This is a genomic window from Mesorhizobium sp. AR07 (assembly GCF_024746815.1).
In the GTDB taxonomy this organism is placed as follows: domain Bacteria; phylum Pseudomonadota; class Alphaproteobacteria; order Rhizobiales; family Rhizobiaceae; genus Mesorhizobium.
In genome coordinates this window covers 225,817-249,009 of sequence record NZ_CP080526.1, presented here as the reverse complement: position 1 = coordinate 249,009, position 23,193 = coordinate 225,817, and the positions used below count along the sequence as shown (strand labels likewise).

18 protein-coding genes and 5 pseudogenes are annotated in these 23,193 nt (G+C 57.6%); 12 read left to right on the top strand and 11 right to left on the bottom strand.

What is annotated here, in order from left to right:
- Positions 1-10: 10 nt before the first annotated feature.
- From BPNPMPFG_RS33900 to BPNPMPFG_RS33870, 7 genes and pseudogenes are all read right to left on the bottom strand, one after another.
- The gene (locus BPNPMPFG_RS33900) at positions 11-709 is read right to left on the bottom strand and encodes a recombinase family protein (RefSeq protein WP_183455377.1); all 699 of its coding nucleotides are present in this window, start codon (positions 707-709) and stop codon (positions 11-13) included.
- A gap of 46 nt (positions 710-755) precedes the next feature.
- Positions 756-1,037 (bottom strand): annotated as a pseudogene (locus BPNPMPFG_RS33895) (group II intron reverse transcriptase/maturase); the annotation flags it as partial.
- A gap of 541 nt (positions 1,038-1,578) precedes the next feature.
- Positions 1,579-1,821: pseudogene (locus BPNPMPFG_RS33890) on the bottom strand (IS6 family transposase); the annotation flags it as partial.
- Positions 1,822-1,880: 59 nt separating this feature from the next.
- Positions 1,881-2,903, bottom strand: a complete 1,023-nt coding sequence (locus BPNPMPFG_RS33885) for an ATP-binding response regulator (protein ID WP_258597192.1) — start codon at positions 2,901-2,903, stop codon at positions 1,881-1,883.
- 54 nt (positions 2,904-2,957) lie between these two features.
- Positions 2,958-4,577 (bottom strand): IS66 family transposase, encoded by a 1,620-nt coding sequence (gene tnpC / locus BPNPMPFG_RS33880; protein ID WP_258597191.1) that lies wholly within the window; start codon positions 4,575-4,577, stop codon positions 2,958-2,960.
- A gap of 76 nt (positions 4,578-4,653) precedes the next feature.
- Entirely contained in the window at positions 4,654-4,998 is a 345-nt protein-coding gene (gene tnpB, locus BPNPMPFG_RS33875) for an IS66 family insertion sequence element accessory protein TnpB (RefSeq protein ID WP_258597190.1), read from the bottom strand.
- Positions 4,995-5,381, bottom strand: a complete 387-nt coding sequence (locus tag BPNPMPFG_RS33870; protein ID WP_258597189.1) for a transposase — start codon at positions 5,379-5,381, stop codon at positions 4,995-4,997. Before BPNPMPFG_RS33870 ends, tnpB begins: the two co-directional genes overlap by 4 nt.
- A 290-nt stretch (positions 5,382-5,671) precedes the next feature.
- Between BPNPMPFG_RS33870 and BPNPMPFG_RS33865 the strand changes: the two genes are divergently transcribed.
- Positions 5,672-6,697 carry an IS110 family RNA-guided transposase gene (locus BPNPMPFG_RS33865; protein ID WP_258597186.1) on the top strand — a complete coding sequence of 342 codons (1,026 nt, stop codon included), beginning with the start codon at positions 5,672-5,674 and terminating at the stop codon, positions 6,695-6,697.
- 327 nt (positions 6,698-7,024) lie between these two features.
- Positions 7,025-7,998 (top strand): annotated as a pseudogene (locus BPNPMPFG_RS33860) (IS5 family transposase).
- Between the two features lie 259 nt (positions 7,999-8,257).
- Here the strand turns inward: BPNPMPFG_RS33860 and BPNPMPFG_RS33855 are convergent.
- The 3 genes and pseudogenes from BPNPMPFG_RS33855 to BPNPMPFG_RS33845 all read right to left on the bottom strand — a co-directional run bounded on the left by BPNPMPFG_RS33855 (position 8,258) and on the right by BPNPMPFG_RS33845 (position 10,896).
- Positions 8,258-9,946 (bottom strand): UbiA family prenyltransferase, encoded by a 1,689-nt coding sequence (locus tag BPNPMPFG_RS33855; RefSeq protein ID WP_258597185.1) that lies wholly within the window; start codon positions 9,944-9,946, stop codon positions 8,258-8,260.
- Between the two features lie 209 nt (positions 9,947-10,155).
- Positions 10,156-10,634, bottom strand: a pseudogene (locus tag BPNPMPFG_RS33850) (recombinase family protein); the annotation flags it as partial.
- Complete coding sequence (locus BPNPMPFG_RS33845) at positions 10,621-10,896, bottom strand: hypothetical protein (RefSeq protein WP_258597183.1); 276 nt, start codon at positions 10,894-10,896, stop codon at positions 10,621-10,623. The gene BPNPMPFG_RS33845 and the pseudogene BPNPMPFG_RS33850, both read right to left, overlap by 14 nt.
- A gap of 542 nt (positions 10,897-11,438) precedes the next feature.
- Here BPNPMPFG_RS33845 and BPNPMPFG_RS33840 point away from each other — a divergent pair.
- Both BPNPMPFG_RS33840 and BPNPMPFG_RS43625 read left to right on the top strand, forming a co-directional pair.
- Positions 11,439-11,924 (top strand): hypothetical protein, encoded by a 486-nt coding sequence (locus BPNPMPFG_RS33840; protein ID WP_258597181.1) that lies wholly within the window; start codon positions 11,439-11,441, stop codon positions 11,922-11,924.
- Between the two features lie 210 nt (positions 11,925-12,134).
- Positions 12,135-12,302: pseudogene (locus tag BPNPMPFG_RS43625) on the top strand (ISL3-like element ISAzs13 family transposase); the annotation flags it as partial.
- Positions 12,303-12,787: 485 nt separating this feature from the next.
- Here the strand turns inward: BPNPMPFG_RS43625 and BPNPMPFG_RS33830 are convergent.
- The gene (locus tag BPNPMPFG_RS33830; RefSeq protein ID WP_258597179.1) at positions 12,788-13,378 is read right to left on the bottom strand and encodes a phosphoenolpyruvate hydrolase family protein; all 591 of its coding nucleotides are present in this window, start codon (positions 13,376-13,378) and stop codon (positions 12,788-12,790) included.
- Positions 13,379-13,506: 128 nt separating this feature from the next.
- Between BPNPMPFG_RS33830 and BPNPMPFG_RS33825 the strand changes: the two genes are divergently transcribed.
- The 8 genes from BPNPMPFG_RS33825 (at position 13,507) to BPNPMPFG_RS33790 (ending at position 23,192) form a co-directional block, all read left to right on the top strand.
- On the top strand, positions 13,507-14,718 hold the full coding sequence (locus BPNPMPFG_RS33825) for a Tm-1-like ATP-binding domain-containing protein (RefSeq protein WP_258597177.1): 1,212 nt from the start codon (positions 13,507-13,509) through the stop codon (positions 14,716-14,718).
- Positions 14,708-15,565 carry a phosphoenolpyruvate hydrolase family protein gene (locus tag BPNPMPFG_RS33820; RefSeq protein ID WP_258597175.1) on the top strand — a complete coding sequence of 286 codons (858 nt, stop codon included), beginning with the start codon at positions 14,708-14,710 and terminating at the stop codon, positions 15,563-15,565. Before BPNPMPFG_RS33825 ends, BPNPMPFG_RS33820 begins: the two co-directional genes overlap by 11 nt.
- Before the next feature lie 22 nt (positions 15,566-15,587).
- Positions 15,588-16,217, top strand: coding sequence for a cupin domain-containing protein (locus BPNPMPFG_RS33815; RefSeq protein ID WP_258597174.1), 630 nt, complete (start codon positions 15,588-15,590; stop codon positions 16,215-16,217).
- 37 nt (positions 16,218-16,254) lie between these two features.
- A complete protein-coding gene (locus BPNPMPFG_RS33810) occupies positions 16,255-17,343 on the top strand; it encodes a Gfo/Idh/MocA family protein (RefSeq protein WP_258597172.1) in 1,089 nt (362 codons plus the stop codon).
- 22 nt (positions 17,344-17,365) lie between these two features.
- Positions 17,366-19,195 carry a phosphoenolpyruvate hydrolase family protein gene (locus tag BPNPMPFG_RS33805; RefSeq protein ID WP_258597171.1) on the top strand — a complete coding sequence of 610 codons (1,830 nt, stop codon included), beginning with the start codon at positions 17,366-17,368 and terminating at the stop codon, positions 19,193-19,195.
- Between the two features lie 730 nt (positions 19,196-19,925).
- The gene (locus BPNPMPFG_RS33800) at positions 19,926-20,963 is read left to right on the top strand and encodes a transporter substrate-binding domain-containing protein (protein WP_258597170.1); all 1,038 of its coding nucleotides are present in this window, start codon (positions 19,926-19,928) and stop codon (positions 20,961-20,963) included.
- A 118-nt stretch (positions 20,964-21,081) separates the two neighbouring features.
- Positions 21,082-22,218 (top strand): ABC transporter permease subunit, encoded by a 1,137-nt coding sequence (locus BPNPMPFG_RS33795; protein ID WP_258597169.1) that lies wholly within the window; start codon positions 21,082-21,084, stop codon positions 22,216-22,218.
- Positions 22,218-23,192, top strand: coding sequence for an amino acid ABC transporter permease (locus BPNPMPFG_RS33790; protein ID WP_258597167.1), 975 nt, complete (start codon positions 22,218-22,220; stop codon positions 23,190-23,192). Before BPNPMPFG_RS33795 ends, BPNPMPFG_RS33790 begins: the two co-directional genes overlap by 1 nt.
- Position 23,193 lies beyond the last annotated feature (1 nt).

Genomic DNA, 23,193 nt, shown 5'->3' with positions numbered 1-23,193 from the left:
TGTAAAAAGTTCACCCGGTCGACGCTTTTGCCGATCGGACGCGTTTGACGATTTCACCAACGCGGCCTCGACTGGCTTTTCCTCCGATTTTCTCTTGAATCTTTCGAATGCTCAGATCGGCTGATGCGGCAAGCACCTCGATCTCTTCAACCAACAGAATTGGGAGACTTGGCCGTCCGAGATGCTTGCCGCGCGATCGCGCCGCCTGCATTCCAGCGGTGACGCGCTCGCTAATCAAAGAGGACTCCAATTCTGCCATGGCTGCGATGATGGTGAACATGGCCCGCCCCATGGGGCTTGCGGTGTCTATCTGATCCTGAACGCTGATAAAGCGCACGCCGAGGTGATCGAATTCCTCGAGGGCGATCAGAAGGTGACGTGTGGAGCGGGCGAAACGGTCGAATTTCCAGACCAGGACACAATCGACCTCACGGTTACGAACACTCGCCATCAAGGCGTTGAGCCGGGGGCGTCCCTCGCGGCGGCCTGACACCGCAATGTCGCAGTAGTCTCCGACGATCTCCAGTCCGGCGCGCGCAGCGTAGCCATGCAACCCATCATATTGCAGATCGGGCTTCTGCTCCGGCGTGGAGACGCGCAGGTAAAGTGCCGTGCGGTTTTTGGCATGGAAGTGACGATGATTGCGTCCCAGAATGTCTTCCTTTCCGGACGGCGAATCGCTATGTCCTAACGCCTTCAATTCATACACTTTCCGTCGCCCCTTCGGCGGACCCTTTTCTGGACATCTCATGACCTCGCGCAATCCGGTCTGAGACCGTGGGAATGCCCAACGGCCTTGTACCACCTTGCCGCTTTTTGATCGCGACCCGTTTGACTGGCGGCGGAAAGTAGCTGCCAGATGACAATCGGTTCCAGAGCTTGAACAGGTTGTTCTTCACATCCCGCTCAAAATCTTCGATCGACTGATCATCGACCCCGGCTGCACCCCGGTTCGCCTTTACCCGTTGATAAGCCTCCCAAACAGCCCGTTTAGGAATATCGAACGGCTTTGCTTTACCCAAAGGCTCCTCCCGCATGACGGTTGACCTTTCGATAAAGCTGGACAGTGTTGCGCCTTCGCTCCAACGCCATTACAGCACCTTCTTCACTACTACACGCAACTCCGTCCCTGTGCCCCGCATCGGTACTCGGATCCTCATGGTGCTTCCACTTGGATGTCTCCCTTCGCATCGGGGCGACAGGTTCCCACGTTCCACACAAGAGCCTGAAGCAAGGTCACGCCGCCTTCATGCCGGACGCCATCTGGGCAGTAGACAGGTATCTCCCAGACTTCTCCCGGGTTAACGAAGCCCACCCGGTTTTGACGCCATCTATGCACTTTTCGACACGTCGTCAGCGGTTCGCTCCCGCTCGTCTCCTTGCATCTTACCTGACCGGATCAAGTCCGGCCTTTTCCTCAACGCTCACCACCATCGCTCTTTACGACAGCAGCTTGAGGTGGTTTGAAACCCGCTCCTGCAAGCCGGCTTCGAGGGGCCAGCCCTCATCTCCTGTGCAGCATGGCTGCTTGGGAAGTGCCTAGATCATAGCTCCTCCTTCGCGCCTTCGTGGCGCACCTTCATCCAGGTGCCAGACGTCATCTTTCGTTGGTGCCTTGCGGCGTATGCGGCGCGCATAATCAGGGCCGTGCTTTCGGCACCATCGGCGGATGGTCTCGTAGGAAACGACGATCCCGCGATCGAGCAGCATTTCCTCGACATCGCGCAGGCTCAGATTGAAGCGGAAGTAGAGCCAGACAGCACGGGCCACGATTTCGATCGGATAGCGGTGGTTCTTGTAGGTCGCTGCACTCACGGTCATGGGCGCGCTGCTACCTCAATTTCCTTACCGCTCAATCGATGTGACACCACCAACCAGTGTCATTGAGGGATTCGAATAATCGTCTCAAAACCATCCTCGCGACCTGGGGCAGGCGAGGCAAATTCAAGGCTGCCCTTGACGTCCTTGATAGCTTGGTTAGCGAGGGATAGATCAAAGCCTGAGTCCGCCTCAGTCCTACGACGATGTCGCTCTTCTAATTCGTCAGGGTCTGGGAGGGGCACCACCGGTCCTCCGTTTACAATGGCGATAGTTCCATTAGCTCGGAGGGAAACTGTTGCCGGGGTATCGGGCAGTCCATGTGTGAGTGCGTTTTCGATTAGGCAATGAAGCGCGACGGAAACCGCAAGGACGTCTTCAAATTTGCGCACCAAAGGGGGGCAGCCGTCGTCGTCAAGGATTATCCGTCCGGTAAACCACGGCTTTTTCAAGAAGTAATTAACGATTGACCGAACCTCTCGGACAAGATCGACGGGGGCTGTGTCCGATTCGGGCACGAAACTGTACCCGACGCCACGCACTGTCGCTATTCGGTCCCGGCCGATCTTTTTGCGGAGCCGGCTAATATAAACCTCCACGGTATTGCTCTCAATTTCCGAACCTAAGGAAGAGAGTTCTTCCTCGATCGTCGCCTTCGAAACTACCGCTCCGGGTCGGCGCCGAAGGCAGGTGGTAACTGTCCATTCGCATCTAGTCAGGTAGACCCGCTGCCCGTCGCGCTCGCAGCACCGCTCGGCCTCGTTTATGTACAGCCTCCCGACACAATATGGCTCCGGGAACTTCTCATGACGACGCCCCACGGCATGAATGCGCGCGAAAAGTGCGCCGAAAATGAACGGCTTGACCAAATAGTCGGCGGCACCAGCGTTGAGCCCCTCGATGCCGTCCTGTTCGCTGCCTGCCCAGATGATGACCGGTACCGGCCACTTCATCATCTCCCGCAGGTAGTCGATGCCGTTGCCGTCTGGCAGATCAATGTCGAGCAGAACAAGGTCGTAGACGAACAGGCCTGCTTTATCCCGCGCTTCGGACAGGTCCTTGGCCCAGTGGATCGCGTGGCCCATCGTATGTTCACGTACATCGCTGACAAAGCCCTCGTTGTGTTCAATCGTAAGCGGTCAGCCGATAACGTCAGGCTTAAAGTTCCAAGGCATGAGCATTTCGATTTCGGATGCCGGCCAGCCTTGAGCGATGCGGGTCAAGGCCTGCGAGAGCCAGTCGAGCGGATCGATGTTGTTCATTTTGCAGGTTTGCAGCAAGGTGGCTACGGTCGCCCAGGTTTGTCCACCGCCGTGGCTACCGGCGAATAGACTATTCTTTCGCGTGATCGTCTGGGGCCTGATTGCACGCTCGACGATATTGGAGTCGATCTCGATGCGACCGTCCATCAGAAAGCGTTCCAGCGCCTCCCGCCGGGTGAGCGCGTAGCGGATCGCTTCGGCGGTCTTGGATTTTCCGGAGACCTTGCCCAGTTCCGCTTCCCATAGATCGAAGAGGCTCGCGACAATGGCCACGGACTTTTCCTGACGCAGCGCGGCGCGGCTTCCGGCATCCTTGCCGCGAACCTCGTCCTCGACCTTCCACAATTCGGTCATGGCGATGATCGTTACCGTCGCGGCCTGTGAGACCCCGCTGATGTGCAGGTCGTAGAATTTGCGCCGCAGGTGAGCCCAGCACCCGGCGAGCCGGATTGTTTCATTGCTGCTGGCTTTGGCCCGTGCCTTGACCAGATTGGTATAGGCCGAGTAGCCGTCAACCTGCAGGATGCCGCTGAATCCAGTGAGATGACGCGCCACGCAATCGGCGCCTCTGCTGTCTTCAAAACGATAGGCAACCATTGGCGGACTGGTTCCGCCATAGGGTCGATCATCCCGTGCGTAGGCCCATAGCCAGGCTTTCGTGGTTTTCCCGGAACCGGGGGCAAGGGTGGGCAAGGTCGTCTCGTCGGCGAAGACCCTTTCGCCCTCCTTGACGCGCTCAAGGATGTAATCGGCGAGCATCCGCAGTTCGAAGCCCAGATGCCCCATCCACTGCGCCATCAGCGATCGGCTGAGCTTGACACCGTCACGCAGATAGATCGCCTCCTGCCGGTAAAGCGGGAGGCCATCGGCATATTTCGACACGGCGATATAGGCGAGCAGCCGCTCCGTCGGCAGGCCGCTTTCGATAATGTGTGCCGGCGCCAGAGCCTGGATCACGCCGTCACGATCCCTGAAGGCATACTTTGGACGGCGCGTCACGATGACCCGGAACTTCGGCGGCACGACGTCCAGCCGCTCGGAGCGGTCCTCGCCGATCAGAACCTTTTCCAGCCCCTCGCAGTCGGCCGGGATTTCCGGCTCGACGACCGCTTCGATGCGTTCGAGATGAGCTGCAAAACCCTTGCGTGGACGCGCCGCGCGCTTTGGCTTGCCCTTGACCGTGTGATCGAGTTCGCTGCGGATCGCAGAAAGGCCGGTCTCGACCTCTTCGAAGGCAAAGGAGGCCTGCTCGGCGTCGATGGCCAGGCGTAGTCGCTCGGAACGCGTGCCATGTTGCGTGCGCTGCAAAACCTTCAGGATCGACGTGAGGTTGGTGATCCGCTCGTTGGCGCTCTTCTCGACGGCCCTCAGCCGGGCGACCTCCGCCTCGGATGCTGCGATCCGGGCCTCGCTCGCAGCCTGCTCGCGAGCCATGGAAAGGATCATCGCCTTCAGCGCATCAACGTCGTCAGGAAGGGCAAGACCCGGTAGAACCATGGCAAGCAGCAAAGCACAAAAACAGCCGCTTTCCCAACCGTTCCAGCCGCATGATTCATCTTGCCGCAGGCCGGTTTCAGCCCGTCGATAACGGCCGCCTGATCCTGGCCGGACGGATCTTTTTCCAGTCCAGCCCGGCCAGAAGCGCCATCAACTGGGCGTGGTCGAGACGCATGCGCGCGGCCGATATCGCAGACCAGCAGAAGCTGTGATCTTCCAGAGTCTTCGAATAAAGACAAACCCCGCTGCCGTCCCACCACACGATGCGAACCCGGTCCGCACGCTTCGAACGGAATACGTGAAGCGCCCCCGAGAACGGGTCCAGGCCGCCATCCCTGACCAGCGCCATCAAAGATGCCGCGCCCTTGCGGAAGTCGACCGGCTGGCACGACACGTAAACCACCACACCGGAAGCGATCATGCCTTGCGAACCGCGCGGATGATCCTCGCCAGGCGATCGGGATCAACATCGCCGCCGGCGCGCACCACTGCATCGCCAATGACGATTTCCACCGTGTCGCTGCCCACCGCTTCAAAGCGCGTGAACTTCGCCGGCTTGCTCGCTGCCTCCGTCAGTGGCGCAACCATGCCCGACGAAAGCGCCTTGCGACGCCACGCATAGAGCTGCGAGGGGTCCAGCCCCTCAGAACGCGCAACCACCGACACATTGCCCCCTGGCGAGAACGCTTCGGCGACAAGCCGTGCCTTCTCTTCGTCCGACCGATGGCGCGGCTTGCGTCGGGACGGAACAGGCTCCGCCCTCAAAATCTCGAATGTTCGAGGATGACTCATACTGTCGCTCATAGGATTCTCCGCATGATTCATGCCGAAAATGAGCGATCATCCGCCTGCACGCTACGTGGGGATGCCTACGCGCTTACGTTCAATCAGTAAAATAAACATGCCGAGCTCCATTAATATTGTAGGGCTCATGCCTAATGACGGAACCTGACGCTATGCTGAACGCCCGTGGGGGTGCTGTCACATTGATTGAGGGTAAGCGGTCAGGGGTGGCGTTGATGGTGTAGACGCCCGCGACGACCGCAGTGTGTGGCAAAGTGGAGTTGTTTAAACCACCATTGGAGATGGGCATCATGAGCGAAGTTCGTACGATCGGTTTGGATTTAGCCAAGAACGTGTTTCAGGTCCACGGGGCTGACGAAACAGGTGCTGTTGTGTTTCGCAAGCAATTGCGGCGCGGGCAGGTTTTGAAATTCTTTGGTGGCCTGCCACGGTGCCTGGTTGCGATGGAAGCCTGCGGAAGCTCGCATTTCTGGGCGCGTGAGATAGGGCATTTGGGACACGAAGTCCGTATGATCCCACCGGCCTACGTGAAGCCCTTTTTGAAGCGGCAGAAGAACGACATGGCTGATGCTGAGGCGATCTGCGAGGCAGCGCAACGACCAACGATGCGCTTTGTTGCCGTGAAGAGCGAAGAAAGACAAGCCGCAGCAGTGGTGTTGCGCACCCGCGATCTGCTGATCCGGCAGCGCACGCAGACCATCAATGCGCTGCGCGGCCACCTTGCGGAATTTGGTGAAGTCGTGCCGCAGGGTTTAAGCTTCGCTTCGAAACTGATTGCGATGATTGAGGATCCGCAAACGGCTCTTCCAGAAACTGCGCGGACTGCTCTGCGGTTTCTGACAGCAAGCTTGTCCCAACTGAATGATCAGATTCGCGTGCTGGATGCACAGATTGTGCGCCGGGCTCGTGAAGATGAGACCGCACGCCGGTTGATGACAGTTCCCGGAATTGGCCCATTGATTGCCACCGCACTGGTGGCTCTGGCGCCATCGCCTGAAACCTTCAAACGTGGGCGGGACTTCGCCGCATGGCTTGGGCTTGTGCCGCGACAACATTCGACAGGCGGCAAACAGCGTCTCGGCTCCACGACGAAGATGGGGGATCGATCTCTGCGGCGGCTCCTGATCATAGGGGCCAATAGCGAGCTTGTGTGGCGCGCCCGCAAGGGTGCAACACCAGGCACGTGGCTGGCCAAGATGCTGGCGCATAAACCCCCGATGCTGGTGAGGGTGGCGCTTGCCAACAAGATGGCGCGAATGATCTGGGCTATCATGGCCAAGGGAGGAATATACAGAGCTCCGGTTGCTGCGGTCTAAAGCCAACGTAACCGAGGGGACGTCGCAGCGAGAGAGGTCATCGGAAGTATGGCGCAACGGTCGTGAGACGGGATCAGGAAAACCAGTGTGCACCAAAGTGTCTCAAGAGCACGCGGCGTTGATTTGGACCTGACCTGCGAACACCATAAGGGCCCGCGGCATGTGTGAAAGCCGCATCACAGGCCGGACACATGTCAGCACCCGACAACGCGCAATGCCAACTAAAGATTCCTCTTGCCAAACGGGCGTCTACACATGGTGCATGGATCCTTTGTCAACGGTTTGGCGATAGGCAGGCAGGATCGAAATCAGCTTGATGCGAGTGCCATGCCGTACAAACACAACGCAGATCGTCGTCATCACGTCGGAAAGATGAAATTCAGGGTGACGAATTGGCGTGACTACGAAGCAGGTCTGCGCCGGCGTGGTAGCCTGACCTTATGGGTAACGCCGGAGGCACTGGCGGGATGGCGCGCTCCGCGACGCAAGACCCGCGGCGGCCAAGCCCGGTATTCCGATCTCGCCATTGAGACAGCGCTGACGCTGGGTTGCGTCTTCGCAATGCGGCTGCGCCAGACCGAGGGATTGCTTCACTCGCTGCTGGATCTCATGGGGCTGAAAGTCCCAGTTCCAGATCATACGACGCTGAGCCGTCGGGCACAGAAGTGGGAGCCATCAGCCCGACGAAACCCGCCGCTGCCGGACGGCCCGCTGCATGTGCTTGTCGATAGCACGGGATTGAAAGTCTACGGCGCCGGGCAATGGCTGGAGCAGAAACATGGCGCCAGATCACGTCGCAACTGGCGCAAGCTGCATCTGGCAGTGGATGCCAAAAGTGGCGCGATCATTGCCCAAAGGCTGACAGATCAGGACACGGATGATCCTTCCCAGGTGGCACCGCTGCTCGATCAGATCGACGGCGAGATCGACCAGTTCACAGCCGACGGAGCCTATGACGGCAAGCCAACCTATCGGTCTATCCTGCAGCATAGCGCAACCGCGAACATCGTCATTCCACCGCGTTCCACGGCGGTGGAAAGCGGTGATACCGGACCGCCTGGTCAAAGGGACAAGCACATTGCCGCAATCGCAAGCGACGGTCGGCTGAAATGGCAGGCAGCTACCGGCTACGGCAAGCGGGCGCTGAGCGAAACAGCCATCGGACGATACAAGGGGCTGATCGGACGGCGCCTGCGAGCACGCTCTCTTCCGGCGAGGTTGCCATCGGTTGCATCGTTCTCAACCGCATGCTGGCATGGGCACGCCCGGAGTCTATCCGGCGTCAAGTCACGCAGGCATAACCAACTACATTAAAGATCGAAATGCGTTCGATTTCATATCCGCGCACCAACGCCCATCACCGCCAAACGATGAGGCTCAAGCCGAATACCCCATCTGTCGATGACACCGGCCGTGGGGCTTGCGAGAAGTCCTGCTTCCGGCAAACCAGTCGTCAGCGCCGCGGCGACGCGCCCGCCGAACCAACCGGTGGCTCCCGTCAGGAGTACGAGGGGCGCATTCAGGTTTATCAAGTTCGCCCCTGTCATAAATCGCGTTGTTTTACAAAGCCAGCGCAAACGCCATTGTGATAATGGCGCCGATCAACAGGCTGGTCTTATCCTTGAGCGCAAAGACGATAGGATCGTCGTGCAAATCCATGCGATGGCTCAGGAGCCAGATCCTTTGCAGCCACATGAACACGCCGGCCGGCGCAACATAAAGCCATGCTGGATTGTGATATGCTTGCGGCCCCCTGGTTTCGAGTGCGACGAAAAGCAGCATGATGACGATCGAAGCCGAGGCGGAAGCAAGGCCATAGCCCAAGGTGAGCGGCCAATCGTCAGGCAAGTATCCGCGCCCTTTGATGGCGTCCTTCCCATTTGAGCACGCGCGCATTGTTTCCACATGGCGCTTTGCCAGCGACAGCGAAAAGAAGAACATGGCTGAAAAGGACAAAAGCCAAGGCGAGAATGCCAGATCGTTCAGCACTTGGCCCATGACAATCCTCAGTGTGAACAACGCTCCGATGACCGTCACATCGAGTAACGCGTAGCGCTTCAAGCGGATTGAATAGGCCAGTGTCAGCAGTAGATAGACTGCAACAGCCAGTCCGAATTGAGGGTGCAAAAAGTTGGCCACCCCAAGGCCTGCAACCAGCAGGAACATGCTAGCCAGAAAGCCGTTCATGAGGCCTATCCTGCCCGCCGCGATCGCCCTGAAGCGCTTGGTCACATGCGCCCGGTCTGCTTTCAAGTCAGCCAGATCGTTGATGATATAGGTTGAAGACGCCACGAGACCGAAAGCAAGGAAGGCGATTGCGGTCTTCAAGACGGCATGGAAGTCGCCCCAAACATGGCCAAGAAACAGCGGAACGAAGATCAGTACATTCTTCGACCACTGGTGTATCCTAAGTTCAGATAGCCAATCCTTCACCGGCTTGGTTTTTTCTGGGATAATTGTCTTAACCTTGGCGCCCGCGTTGCGGAGTTGGCTTGCGTACCTTACTCCGTTGCCAACAAGAATGACTCCGGCCGCCTTCTCCCAGATTGGAAGGTCCGCGGCACCGTCGCCTGCATAAATGAACCCGTTAGGGAAGCTTTCCTGAAGCCATTTCAGCTTGTTCCGGCTCTTCAAGTTCAACGCGCCGTCGCTGCCCTTCGCTCCGCCGAATCCACCAAGATGAGAAATGACATTGTCAGCTATGCTCTGGTCAGCTGCCGTGACGAGATAAATTTCACGCCCGTCAGCTTGCGCACCATGTATGAGATCCAATACCTCTTCGCGATAAGGAAGCGCCTGGACTTCAATCGGACGAACGCTTGCCAGCGATTCTTTGAGGGCGGCGCGGCCCTTAAGCCAGCCTGGAACGGAGCGAAGCAGGCGCTGCGGCGAATGAAAGAAGGCTTCAAAGAAGTTCTCATGGAGGCTGTTCGACTTTATCAGAGTGCCATCCAAGTCACAAACCAAAGGCAACTGACGGTCAAAGCCGCCCAGATCAACCATCATCATCTCATTCCCGAAAGAGAAATCGAGTTTGTTCAGCTTCTCGCTGCGGCTCGTACGGTATTCTGCGCCCTTAGGGCGCTCGCCGACGATCAAGGTGCTCTGCCCGAGAAGGCCGACACGTGCTGCGAGCGTATTTTGGAGAAGTAGTACATCTGCCAACAATTGCTTTCTCATAAAATGTGAGCGGACGCGGACCTGACATGTTGCATCTTCCTTCTTTCCATCGATGGCGACGTCACCCACGAGAAGACTATAGGTCGCACTCCCAGCGCGTCGCGACAAAGGAGCATCAAAAATCGTACCAACTCTGCAAAAAGAGCCTCGAAAGATATTTTCTACATTCTATTCAATGCCGTGCCTGAGATTGGGACAGGGATCCTGCCAAATTGCGCAATGTCGGCGACTCGATGAAATCGACAGCAGGTGTCGGTTGTTTGACGTTTCCCAGGCGTCTTCGATCTGGCGGCCTCGAGCATCAGTGCCTTCAGCACCCCAGTTCGAACTCGCTGATGCTTCCCGTCATGCCCAAGAGCAGAAGATCATTAGGCAGGCAGGGGTTGTAGACGCCATCGTGGTCGATGACGCGGGCTTCGACAAGTCACACAACTCGAGCAGATGATGCCAGTCCCGCCCATTGGGTGCGAGCCTCGATGCGTCCAGGCACAACACGGCGCCGATCTTGCCCGCACACAACCATGCAACCAGCCGATCGAAGCCGGGGCGCGCCACTATTCCGCTTGCTGATCGGCGCCGAGATCCTCGTCGATGACTTCGAGATTGGCGAAGCCGCGCTGTCGCGCAATGTCGACCAGATCAGATTGCCGTCGCTGGCTCTCCAGGTTGTCATGACCTGGGTCTGCGTCGACTGGCGTACATAGACGACGGCGTTGCGCTCCAGGAGCGCGGTTGGGATCAGATCAGTGCTGGTCATCATCGAGCTCCTTGATGACCAGACCGGCGGCCTGCAGGAGGATTTGGGCGAACGTCAGCAAGGCCTTCGCCCGCTTCACTTTGCTCATCCCCTCCAGTGTCGATCCAGCCTGCGGGGTTCGAATATCAGGCTCATCTGCCTGTCCGAGGTCGGTGCAGGCACGTCGTGCTGTTTCATCGACTTTCTCCCGTGCGGATCCATTCTCGCTCGGGAAGTTTGTGGAAACAGCGGCCGGCGTGACCAGCCTCTTCAGATCAGACAAGGCCGTGAGATCAACCTGTGGCGGGCCAAAAGTCATGCCCGCGCAAGCGGCCGATTCACCATCCGGCTTGGAATCGATACGACAATGCCCGAAGGGTATTGCACCTTGAGAAACTGGCCAGTTACCCGCTGCTCCGCACGCCGCACGCCGCACGCCGCACGCCGCACGCTGACCTTTCGGCCAAACTATGCATGCCAGCGATAATGAACTTCCAGTTCGTCCTCGGGCACGATGAACGGGTGATGGCCCTCAACCGCAAGAGTTGCTCTTCGCAGGCTCTGACGGCGGCGCGGAATACTGGCTATGTAATCAACAACATGTCACCTAGACTTAGACTAGTTAATCATAGTCGAGAACGGCGAGAGACGTGCTCGCGTCCAAAATCGGTGACAAGGGGGGGTCCATCGCTAGTCGATCAACAGCGCCGAAGGTGCAACACCTCTCCGCTCGCCCGCGTAGAGGGAGACAAAGCGAGCCGGCGGAGCTATTCCTCACTGGGTGCAATTCGTGACACTGAAACTGCAACGCGGAGATGCTTCCCAATGATTTTGAGCACACATGCAGTCGTCGGCGGCGCGATCGCCAGTCTATTCCCTTCCGATCCCATACTGGCGGCCGTGGCTGGCTTTGCGAGCCACTTTGCGATCGACGCCATACCGCATTGGGACTACCCGCTTCGGTCGATCTCGGTTGGGAAAGGCGCCGACAATCGGCGCCTTAGGTTGAACCGAGACGTGGTGATAGATCTGTTCTGCGTCGGTGTTGACGCCTGCGCAGGTCTGGCGCTTGCGATCTGGCTGTTTGCTACACCGGCTTCAGCTTTGGTTGTCTCGCTCGGCTCTATCGCTGCTATCATGCCGGATCCGCTGCAGTTCATGCATAGCATCCATCAACGAGAGCCGCTTATGTCACTCCAACGCTTTCATGAGTGGATCCACTCCGACCGTAAGGTGGGTTGGAGGTTAGGTGTCAGCTCTCAGATAACCTTCGCCGCCCTGGTGTCTGCGGTGGCGCAGGCGTTCAATTGAGCAATCAGTTCCGTCCAAACGGGAAGTAGATTCCAATATGAAAGGCCGGCGGTCACGCCGCCGGCGTTTCATCGCGCTACCGGGACCTGGGCCTGATTTCGCTGCGTGCACCCGACCATGGCAATCGTGGCGCGCGCCGAATAGCAGCCGTTTGACCATTTGAGCAAGCTTATGATGGATCGAGGATGCCACGAACAGTGGGCCTCCCTTGCAGCAGGCATCGGCCGTGACATTGAGGCTGTCCGGGCGGCAATCACCCAGCCCTGGAGCACGAGCCCGGTAGAAGGCCAGATCAACCGCCTCAAGACGATCAAGCGCCAGATGTACGGGCGCGCCGCCTATCTACTCCTCCGGAGGCGACTGCTGGCAGCCGCTTGACCCAACCGGACGAAGTACGAAGAGACTCTCCAACAGTGATGCGCTCCGTTTGACCCAGTCCGATCTTCGCGAGTGATCGGAAAGGATGACGATGTTCAAATTGCCCGGGGACAAAATTATGACTCCGTTACGGTGGGTAGAATTGTAAAGTGTGCGGCCGGTTAGAGTGACGAAAATATGCGCGAACACGTGCAATATTGGGTAAGCCAGCCTGCCTGCTTTGCAGAAAGATGTTATGGGCGGTGGAGAAACACAAACTGAGCGAGCTCCAAGGCGAAGAGATCATGAGCCTGAGCGTTGTGGCAGGGCGGTCGGAATAAGAAGCCCACTTACCGAGGATCGCTCAAGACAAGCTCATGCGCCAGGGTGGTCAATGCAGATCAAGTGGGCCAGTCAAATACCAAAATACTTCTGGAATTAGAATAAAGTTATCGCCTTGATGAGTGGGAGAAACCGTGGACTTCGACTAGAGCCACTTATCTTGTTCAGGCCTGGTCAACGGCGTCAGGAAGTCGAAACAGCCCTAGCTTGGTCACATGCGCAAGCTCCAACAGCTCGGCGAGCATGGCGTCGTTGACGTGCCGCGCCGCAATCAGTCCGCTGACGCCAACAGTGACAGCTTCTTGCGCCATGCCGAAGCTGTCGATCACGGCCAGGGAGCTGAAACCCTTCGCGACCGCCGTACGCAGCAGACTGATTTCGGTTGTTGTCCCGTATCCGAAATTCTCAAGGCTGACGCGCATTTCTCCGTCAATCGCTGTCACGCTCGGAAAGTTGACGACGCCGGGGCATCCGGCGGTCTCAAGGGCCCTGAAGATGTCGACATGACGGCGAAATGGATCGAGCGCAAGTACCCCCGCGAATACTTGGTTCGGGCGTGCCATTCTGTTTCTGAGCGCGGACAGGAGACGACCATTGGTGTCATGGATAGGAAGCAGCACGAGGCTGTCATAGGCGTTGCCGTCCAACCCTTCGCAAGAGGGGCAATAGAGCCTAACGGACTGAGGCGGGTCGTCGGAGATGGCGCCGAGATCCGTGACGATCTGGATGGAGCGGAGAGTGGAAGAAGAGTACATTTTGTCCCTTCGAGCTTTTACACAATTCTACCCAAAACATCGGCCTGCGCCAATTGATTCGCTGTTCGCGCGGCGACTAAGGTTGGGGAGGCGAGTAGGGCCGACTGAGCAATGGCCGGGAGGAAAGAGTGAAAACAGTCTATGTGGTTGGCACCTGCGATACCAAGGGCTGCGAACTGCGCTATCTTCGCGACCTTATCCGGGACGCGGGTTGTAACACCGTTCTGGTCGATGTGTCGGTGTCGGTGATTCACAGCGAAGCCTCGGATGTCGACGTGCAGTCATCGGAGGTGGCCCGCTTCCATCAGAACCCGCCGAAGGTCGAAGAGCTCAAGGACCGCGGCAAGGCAGTCGCCGCCATGTCGCAGGCGCTGGTGGAGTTCATCCGATCGCGCCCGGATGTCGACGGCATCATCGGCGCGGGCGGATCCGGTGGCACCGCGTTGATCGCACCCGCCATGCGCGCTCTTCCAATTGGCACTCCGAAGGTGCTGGTTTCAACCGTCGCCTCCGGCAACGTTGCGCCCTATGTGGGCCCGACCGACATCAGCATGATGTATTCGGTGACGGACGTATCGGGGCTGAACCGCATCTCGCGGGTGGTCCTGGCCAACGCTGGACATTCCATTGCCGGAATGGCGCTCAACAGGCTGACCGCCTCCGCAGCCGACGAGAGGCCGGCAATCGGGCTGACAATGTTTGGTGTCACGACACCGTGCGTCCAGGCGGTCACCCGGGCGTTGGAGGCAGACTTCGATTGCCTGGTTTTCCATGCCACAGGCACGGGCGGACAGTCGTTTGAAAAGCTCGCCGACTCCGGCTTGCTGGTTGGCGGCATCGATGTGTCCACCACCGAAGTATGCGATTACCTTGTGGGCGGAGTCTTCCCCTGTACGCCCGATCGCTTCGGGGCCTTCGCCCGGACCAAAATGCCCTATGTCGGCTCCTGCGGCGCACTCGACATGGTCAATTTTGGGGCCGTGGAAACGGTCCCGAGCCAGTTCCGTTCGCGCCGGCTGCACGTCCATAATCCGCAGGTCACGCTGATGCGGACTACCCCGGAAGAATGCAACAGGATTGGCGAATGGATCGGAGAACGTCTGAACCTCTGTGAGGGGTCCGTTCGCTTCCTGATCCCGGAATTGGGTGTCTCGGCAATCGATGCGCCCGGCCAGCCATTCCACGATCCTGGAGCCGATGCCGCCCTGTTCGCAGCCTTGGAACGCACGCTCCGTTGCACTGACAAGCGACAGCTGACGCGCGTCGCCCTTCACATAAATGATCCGCAATTTGCGGAGCACCTTGTTACCAATTTCAAAGAGGCCCTTCGTGAGCACTGATCCCGCCATCAAATATCCCACCCGTTCGGAGCTGATCGAGCGTTTCCAGAAAAAGATCAAGGCCGGTGAGCCAATCATCGGTGGTGGTGCCGGCACGGGCCTTTCCGCCAAGAGCGAGGAAGCCGGCAATATCGACCTTATCGTGATCTACAATTCGGGCCGCTATCGCATGGCCGGCCGCGGATCCCTTGCCGGACTTCTTGCCTATGGCAATGCCAATCAGATCGTCGTCGACATGGCCCGCGAGGTTCTGCCGGTCGTTACGCGTACCCCGGTGCTTGCCGGAGTCAACGGCACGGATCCGTTCGTGGTGATGTCGACCTTCCTGCGCGAACTGAAGGAGATCGGCTTCGCCGGCGTGCAGAATTTCCCGACCGTGGGTCTGATCGACGGGCTGTTCCGTCAGAATCTCGAAGAGACGGGCATGAGCTATGCCCAGGAAGTCGAGATGATTGCCGAGGGCCATAAGCTCGATCTCTTGACCACACCCTACGTGTTCAGCCCGGAAGATGCGGCAGCGATGTCGAAAGCCGGAGCTGATATTCTCGTCTGCCACATGGGACTGACGACGGGTGGCGCGATTGGTGCGCGTTCGGGCAAGTCGATGGACGATTGTGTCTCGTTGATCAACGAGTGCATTGAAGCCGCTCAAGCGATCCGCGACGATATCATCATTCTGAGCCATGGCGGCCCGATCGCCAATCCGGAAGATGCCCGCTTCATTCTCGATTCCTGCCAGGGATGCCACGGGTTCTACGGCGCAAGCAGCATGGAGCGGCTTCCGACCGAAGAGGCAATCAAGTCTCAGACGCTCGCCTTCAAGGCGATCCGCCGCCAGGCAGTCTGATTCCAAAAGGGAAGAAAAAAAGATGTCGGTTTTTAGAAGTGGAGATCAGCCGCCGAGCTGGTGCGAGCTCACCGGGTTTGAATTCGTCGAACTTTCCGGCGAGCCCCTGCCCCTGCCGATCGAAGCCGAAAAGCAGCGCTTACTGGTTGCACGCGGATCCTGCCGCTTGACAAGTGCAAAGGGTGCCCAAGTCCTCTGCGAGGGCCAGTTCTGCGATATGGATGGCGCCGATGGTCCCTTTACAGCGGATGCCGGCGATCGCACGGCACGGATTCTCATCTTTTCCGGTAGATGGGGCACTGAACTTGGCGGATGCGGCGTATTCCAGGTCACTCCCAGCAATACTGTTGATACGAGAGGCGATCCCGTCAGTTATCCAAAGTCAACCGACTTTGACTCGCACTATCACGACTGCGACGAATACTGGGTGATCATTGACGGGGCAGGCACGGTCATTGTCGGTTCGCGCAGCTTCGATGTCGAGGTTGGTGATTGCGTTGCAATCGGCATGGGACACCATCATGATCTTCCGCAGGTATCGGCCGACGTGAAGGGGGCTTATTTCGAGACGACTCTCGAAGGCAAAAAACGCTTCGGGCACCTTTGGGAGCACAGGCACGGCCCTGCCGATATTCAATCCGAGCGGATGTGAAAGTTGCCTAACTTCTACTCATTTAAAGGTAAAATCCATGACCTATAAGGTCCTGCAAATTGGAGCTGGTGGTTTTGGGGCGTCCTGGTGCAGCACGTTCCTGCCGCCGAACATCGCGGATGGAACGATCAAGGTGGTCGGTCTCGTAGATATCGATCCCAAAGCCCTGGAAACCGGTCGCAAGCACCTCGGTCTGGGGACGGAGCAATGCTTCAGCTCGGCTGACAAAGCCTTCCAGACTGTGGACGCCGACTTCTGTTCTATCGTCATTCCGCCCGCATTCCACGAATTAATTGTCGATCTGGCCCTTGCTCGCGGCATGCATATTCTGTCCGAGAAGCCGATTGCTGACACGATGGAGGCCTCCGTGCGTATCGCCGACAAGGTGAAAGCCGCCGCGGGCCTCAAGATGGCAGTAACCATGAGCCACCGGTTCGATCAGGACAAGTCGACACTGAGAGCGCTTGTCAGTGATGATGCCCTCGGTCGGATCAACACTGTGTCATGCCGCTTCGCCGATGATCGACGCGTTTACGATTCCTGGGGACGCTTCCGCCACGAAATGGTCCATCCGCTGCTGATTGAGGGTGCGGTCCATCATCTCGATATCATGGCCGATCTGGCCGGCGCGCCCTGCACGTCCATTTATGCCCGTACCTGGAAACCGGAATGGGCGGAGTACAAGGGCGATACCGACGTCATTGTGATGATGGACTTCGCCAATGGCGCCCGTGGTGTATATGAAGGGACGTCAGCACACGGGACTGGACTGAACGTTTGGGGATGCGAATATTTTCGGGTGGACGCGGCGTCCGGAACGGCCATCCTTGAGCATCGAGAGGTGGAGGTGTTTCATCGGGACGCGAAACGGCACGTACAGCAGAACCGGCAGGGCAAAGGCCAGCAGGTCTCGTTGCTTCCCGGCAAAAAGTGGAAGAATTCACTGCTGATTGAGCAATTCTGCCAGTGGCTTGATGGCGGCCCTCCGATGGCCACTAACGTGCAGGATAATCTCCAGTCCGTGGCGCTGGTGTTCTCAGCAATCGAAAGCGCGCGTCTCGGCGAGCCTGTGAAAGTACAGGATTTCATGCAATCCTTCACAAAAAGCACTCCGATCGAGACTTAATAGGATGTAGATTGGCCTCACAATGGCTAATCCAATCGTGCATCCTGGGCTCTCGCGTTCCACGTCCTCCGCTCCCGCACATGCCAGAGCGGAGATCGTTGCGGCACTTAAAGCTACGCTTGCCAAACCCAATTCGACGCTGGTCGGCGCTGCGATCGGCACAGGCATGGCCGCCCAGGCGGCCTCGCGCGGCGGGGCGGACTTTATCCTCGCACTGAATGCCGGGCGTTTGCGGAGCATGGGCGCGCCATCCATCTTTTCCCTTCTCGCATTGCGCAAGAGCAATGACTTCGTCCTGGAATTTGCCCAATCGGAAATCCTGCCCCTCGCCAAAGTCCCGGTCTTCTTCGGCGTCAGTGCCTTTGATCCCAGATGCTCGATAGAGACTGAACTGGATAGAATTGCGGATGCGGGCTTCGGCGCGATCGTGAACTTTCCCACCTCCATCTTCCTCGATGGACGCTTTCGGGCCGACGTCGAGAAAGCAGGACTCGGCTTTCAGCGGGAACTTGAAATGCTACGGTCCGCTGAGAACAGAGGCATGGCGACGCTCGCCTATGTTCGGACGGGCGCAGAGGCTCAGCAGGCCGCTGAGGCCGGCGTGGACATTATCAATCTCAACTTGGGCTGGAATGTCGGAGGAACGGTGGGAAGCCGTTCCGGGCTCAGCCTGCCGCAGGCGGCCGAGTATGCGAAAATCGTCTTCCGTCAGATACGCGGGATTTCAGATGGAATCCTGTGCGTTCTGGAGGGTGGTCCGATTGTAAGCCCTGATGAAATGTACGAGGTTTCGGCGGTCGCCAAGGCGGATGGTTATATAGGCGGCTCCACCATCGATCGGGTGCCACTTGAGGCCTCGATGGAGCAGATTACGTCGGCCTTCAAATCCGTCGGCACCTTGCAAAAGCGGATTGATGAACTGGAACGCCAACTGGAACATGTGCAGCGCGAATACTCGATCATCGGCCGGTCACCGTCGGTCCAGCAGGTCAAGCAGCGGATCGTGAAGCTTGCGGCCTCTCCACTACCGGTTCTGATTACTGGGGAGATCGGGACGGGCAAGAAGCTTCTGGCACGTGCAGTTCATGAAGCTGCCAGACGACCGGGGAGCAAGTTGATCAGCGCGAGCACAGCGGACGTGAGCGGAGAATCGCTGTTCGGCTCTGCCCTGAGCAATAGCGGTCGCAAGGTGCTTGGACTGCTTCAGTACCATCCCAAGGCAACCCTGTTAATCGAGAATGTCGAATGCCTGTGCGTCAACGCTCAGGAACGGTTGCTCGAAGTCATTGAAACGGGTGTCTACCGGCGTCTGGGCGATAACGACAGGGGGCGGTTTGAAGGCCGCCTGATCCTGACATCGGAGCGGCCGCTCTCGGAATTGGGCTCAAGCGAGCTACTCATCCCTTCGCTGGAACAGCGTCTCGCCCCCGGACATGTCTTGCTTCCCAATCTCCGGGATCGCCTGGAAGATCTTCCCCTTCTTGCGGAACACTTCCTCCAGGCCCTTAGAAAGGATCGCCGCAGCCGAAAACTGTTGGTAGACCACTCCGCCTACCGCGTTCTCATGACCCATGGCTGGCCTGAAAACATCCGTGAGCTGCGATCTGTGCTCGAAACGGCCGCCATTCGCTGCGAAGGCGACTGGATCGGGGCCGAACATCTGCCGCCGCTCGGCGACACGGACGTACCGGAAACGCATCCGGCAGACGAAAAAGAATGGATACTCGACGCGCTCCAGCGTCATCGTTTCCGCCGCGGAGAAACCGCTCGCTATCTCGGGATTTCGCGCAAGACCCTGTATAATAAGATGTGTGCTTATGGGCTGCCCTTACAGTCACGTTCAAGCACCTAAACGGAAATATCTTGGGTCAGCGATATTTTGGCCAAACACAGGCTACCGTTGCGCCGGGACCCGGGGCCGAATTTATCGGATTGTCAGGTCCCTTAGGTCGTAAGCGCGGCCTCGCGCCTCATTTGTTAAATATGTTTCCATATTGTGACCTGAAGCGTCGGCTTTCGAATTTTGCCGATCGGCGGAAGCAAACCGTCTCTCCGATGAATGAAAAGAGGCAGCCATCGTTAGGCCCGGAGCTCCAGCAAGAAGTATCCAACCAGATAGGACGAAAGGCCTGGAATTGCACTGCAAGGTTCTTGCAGGCCGCATTGGGAACAATTCGGAGTTCTACAATCCAGCAATGCACGGGAATTTCATCACGATAGTCTTCGAGCCTATGCAGAGGCCGGTCGCGGCCCCAGGCGAACTTCCGATCTCGCAGGCTTCAATAATGTGCGGTCACACGGGCGCGGTCGCAACGACACAGCTGGCCAATGTCCGAAAACGTCAGGACTTGGCCCCGCTATGGCTTTCCCCACGCACCCCTCGGCGCAGCCGGTGAGCACTTGCTCACTCATGCCCTCGTCTTAAAAATTCTCAAAAATCGAAAAGATAGATACCTATTTTCGATAGCAATTGTGGACACGCACAAAAGGCTGTGCTTTCGTCAACGCGCTCTTTGGGTCTCCTCGAAGAGCTCGGCACCAAGGTTTGGGCCGTTAACTAAAAAATAGGGGAATTAACGACCATGCGTGTAAAATTGACGGTTGGTTACTTCTGCACGGCGCTTGCCCTCGCTTTTGCGGCAACGCCATCTGCCCACGCCTCGGTACTTGACGATGTCAAGCAGCGCGGCATTCTCAACTGCGCGATCGACAATACGATCCCGGGCTTCAGTTATCTCAATCCCAAAACGGCAAAACTGGAAGGATTAGATATTGATTTGTGCCGTGCTACGGCAGCAGCGGTTCTGGGGAGCCCGGACAAAGTTAGCTTCATAATCGTCACCGCCAAGAGCCGTTTTAACGCGGTGACAACAGGTCAAGCAGACGTCGCGTATTTGCCTACAACCGTTTACCCTGTTCGCGAATCGGCGATCTCAATCGATTTTCTGCCGATTTATTTTTACGACGGGGGCGGATTTATGGTGAAGGCGTCATCCGGTGTGAAGACGCTTGAAGATCTTTCTGGGGGGACGATTTGCACGACACAGGGATCCGGTACTGAAGTCACCCTTGCTAACCTATTCAAGGCCAAAAATGTAGCGAATATCAACGTCTTGACGTTCGATGCTGACGATAAGATATTTGCGGCTTTGGGTAACGGCCGATGCAATGCGATGGCGACAGATCGAACTGCCTTGGCCGGTTGGCGCGCCAGTTCGCCCAACCCCGCAGACTACAATATCCTCAAGGAATCGACCGGTAAATCACCATTTGCCGGCTTCGTCGTCGCGAACGACTCGAAATGGCGCAACCTGTTGAGGTGGACTATTTTCGCACTATTTCAGGCGGAGGAGTGGGGCATTACCACCGCTAACTTGGGCGAGATGCAAAAATCACCCGATCCGGTCATCCAGAAGTTCCTGGGCGTAAATGGCGGATTCGGCACGGACTTCCACGTATCAGATAGTTTCGTCGCTGATATGATCAAGGCCGTTGGCAACTACGGCGAGATGTACGACCGCAACCTGGGCCCGGATACGCCGTATTCTCTTGACCGCACAGGTACCCCAAATGCATCATGGGTCAACGGCGGTCTCCTGTTCTCAGCTCCTTGGGAGTAAGCGGATGTCGCCGTCGGTCAATCCGCTTGTCCGTGCATCGGACTCCGACATGAGAGAAGGGCCAACTAGGCTGCGCCGGTCCTTGCTCCCGAGGCGATCCGTTAAGCGATATATTGCCTTGGCCCGGTATAAGCTGACTCACGGCGTTGTAGTAGCGGCCGTTATTGGGATAGTTATTCTGGCGGCTGTAGCAATCCGCCAGACTTTGGCAAGCCGAGGTATTGACTTCAGCTTTGCTTATTTGTCTGCACCTTCGCGATTCAACATCAGTGAGGGGTTGGCGCCCACCTGGACGGGGTGGGCGCCAACTTTTGAAAGTGCGAACTCTGCGTCGTCGAATTTGGCGATGCTGGCAGCCGGCCTTTTTAATTCGATTAAAGTTGCCCTTCTGGCGATCGTGTTCTCGACAATGTTTGGCATTGGCTTGGGCGTGTCTCGGTTATCAACTAACTGGCTTGTTCGGAATCTCGCCTTCTCGGTTGGCGAGTTCATCCGAAACACGCCGCTACTGATCCAGCTCATGTTCTGGTATTTCGCGGTCATGCTCCAGTTGCCGTCCGCCACAAGCGCAACGAACGTCGATAGGTGGTTCGTCGCAGAGCAATCGGGCGTCTTTTTGCCGCTACCACATCTATCCGATAGTACGGGACCGGCGTCGACGGCTTTGCTCGCTGCAGCAATAATCCTTCTGGCGGCGGCGTGCCTGCAACGCTTCCCTGCGTGGCGACGTTTGACGCTAGTGATCACAGGATTGGGTTTTGTCGGTGCGAGCTACGCGACAGGCTTCAGCATTGATTTTGATTTGCCGGTACTTGGACGCTTCGGTGCGACCGGTGGAATGCGCCTCACCCCAGAGATGTCAGCCATCCTAATTGCCATCATGGTAAACAGCGCAGCGTACATCGCGGAGATCGTTCGTGGGGCAATCGAAGGCTTGCCTAAAGGGCAGTGGGAGGCGGCGGCGGCTCTAGGTTTGTCGCGGGGTGATACGATTAAAGACGTTGTGCTCCCGCAAGTGTTTCGAGTTATTCTACCTTCTCTCACTAACCGCTATATCAGCCTCACAAAGGATACGTCGATCGGTATAGCCGTCGGTTTCCCGGACTTGTTCAGCGTTAGCGGTACTGTGGCCAACCAGACTGGTCGCGATTTCGAGACCGTCATTGTCGTCATGGCGACTTATCTGCTCGTCAGTTGGATAATCAGCGCCTTCACAAATGTCGTCAATAGAAGAATCGCACTGGAGAGAGCGTGATGATCGCGACATTGCATAGATGGGTTCGTCGCAACCTCTTCGTGAATCTTACCGATTCCGTACTTACAATACTCGTCTTTGCTGTCCTTGGCTGGGTTTCAGTGATCTTCCTGCAATGGGTGATTTGGGGCGCGCAGTGGCAAAGGATTTACGAGAGCCTGCGTTTGCTGCTGATCGGCTTGTATCCGGCGGAGCAAACATGGCGCGCTTGGTTAACGCTCGCCATTCTGTGCACTGCGGTCGGCGCCTTGCTACTGCCTTGGTCGCGTCGGTTTGCTGCGGCTATATGGCTGACAGCCTGCGGGATCGCGGTATTTGTTCTGGCTCCGCCCGGGTTTGATCGATGGGGTGGGCTTATGCTCAGCATAATGCTCACGGTAATCGTTTCAACAGCGTCGCTGCCGCTCGGCATTCTGCTCGCGCTCGGCCGCTCTAGCCGTAATCCAAGTCTGCGAGCCTGTTGTACTGGTTATATCGAGGTGATGCGGTCGGTACCACTAATTCTCGTTGTCTACTGGATTTGGATCACCGTGCCGCTATTCATGCCGCAAGCTTCGGTATCCTCGCTTACGCGGGGCATGGTCGGGTTCACCATTTTCAATGCCGCTTATGTGGCCGAATATGTGCGCAGCGGGTTCCAAGCCGTGCCGCGCGGACAGCGGGAGGCGGCGCACTCGCTGGGCATGTCGGACTGGACGGTTGCAACTGAAATAATCCTGCCGCAGGCGCTCCGGGTTGTCCAGCCAGCACTGGTCGGTAACGTGCTCGACGTTTTCAATGGCGCGACGCTCGTGTTTATCATTGGACTGACGGACTTCCTGCGCGCCGGACAACTGATTCTGGTGGACCCCGCCGCCAGTAGTCAGACAAATGAAGTCTACTTGTTCATGTTCGCCGTATATTTCGTTATCGGCTCCGCGATTACTTTTGGAGCGCGGCGAATGGAGAGCCATATGCATAGGAGTACGCGCTAAT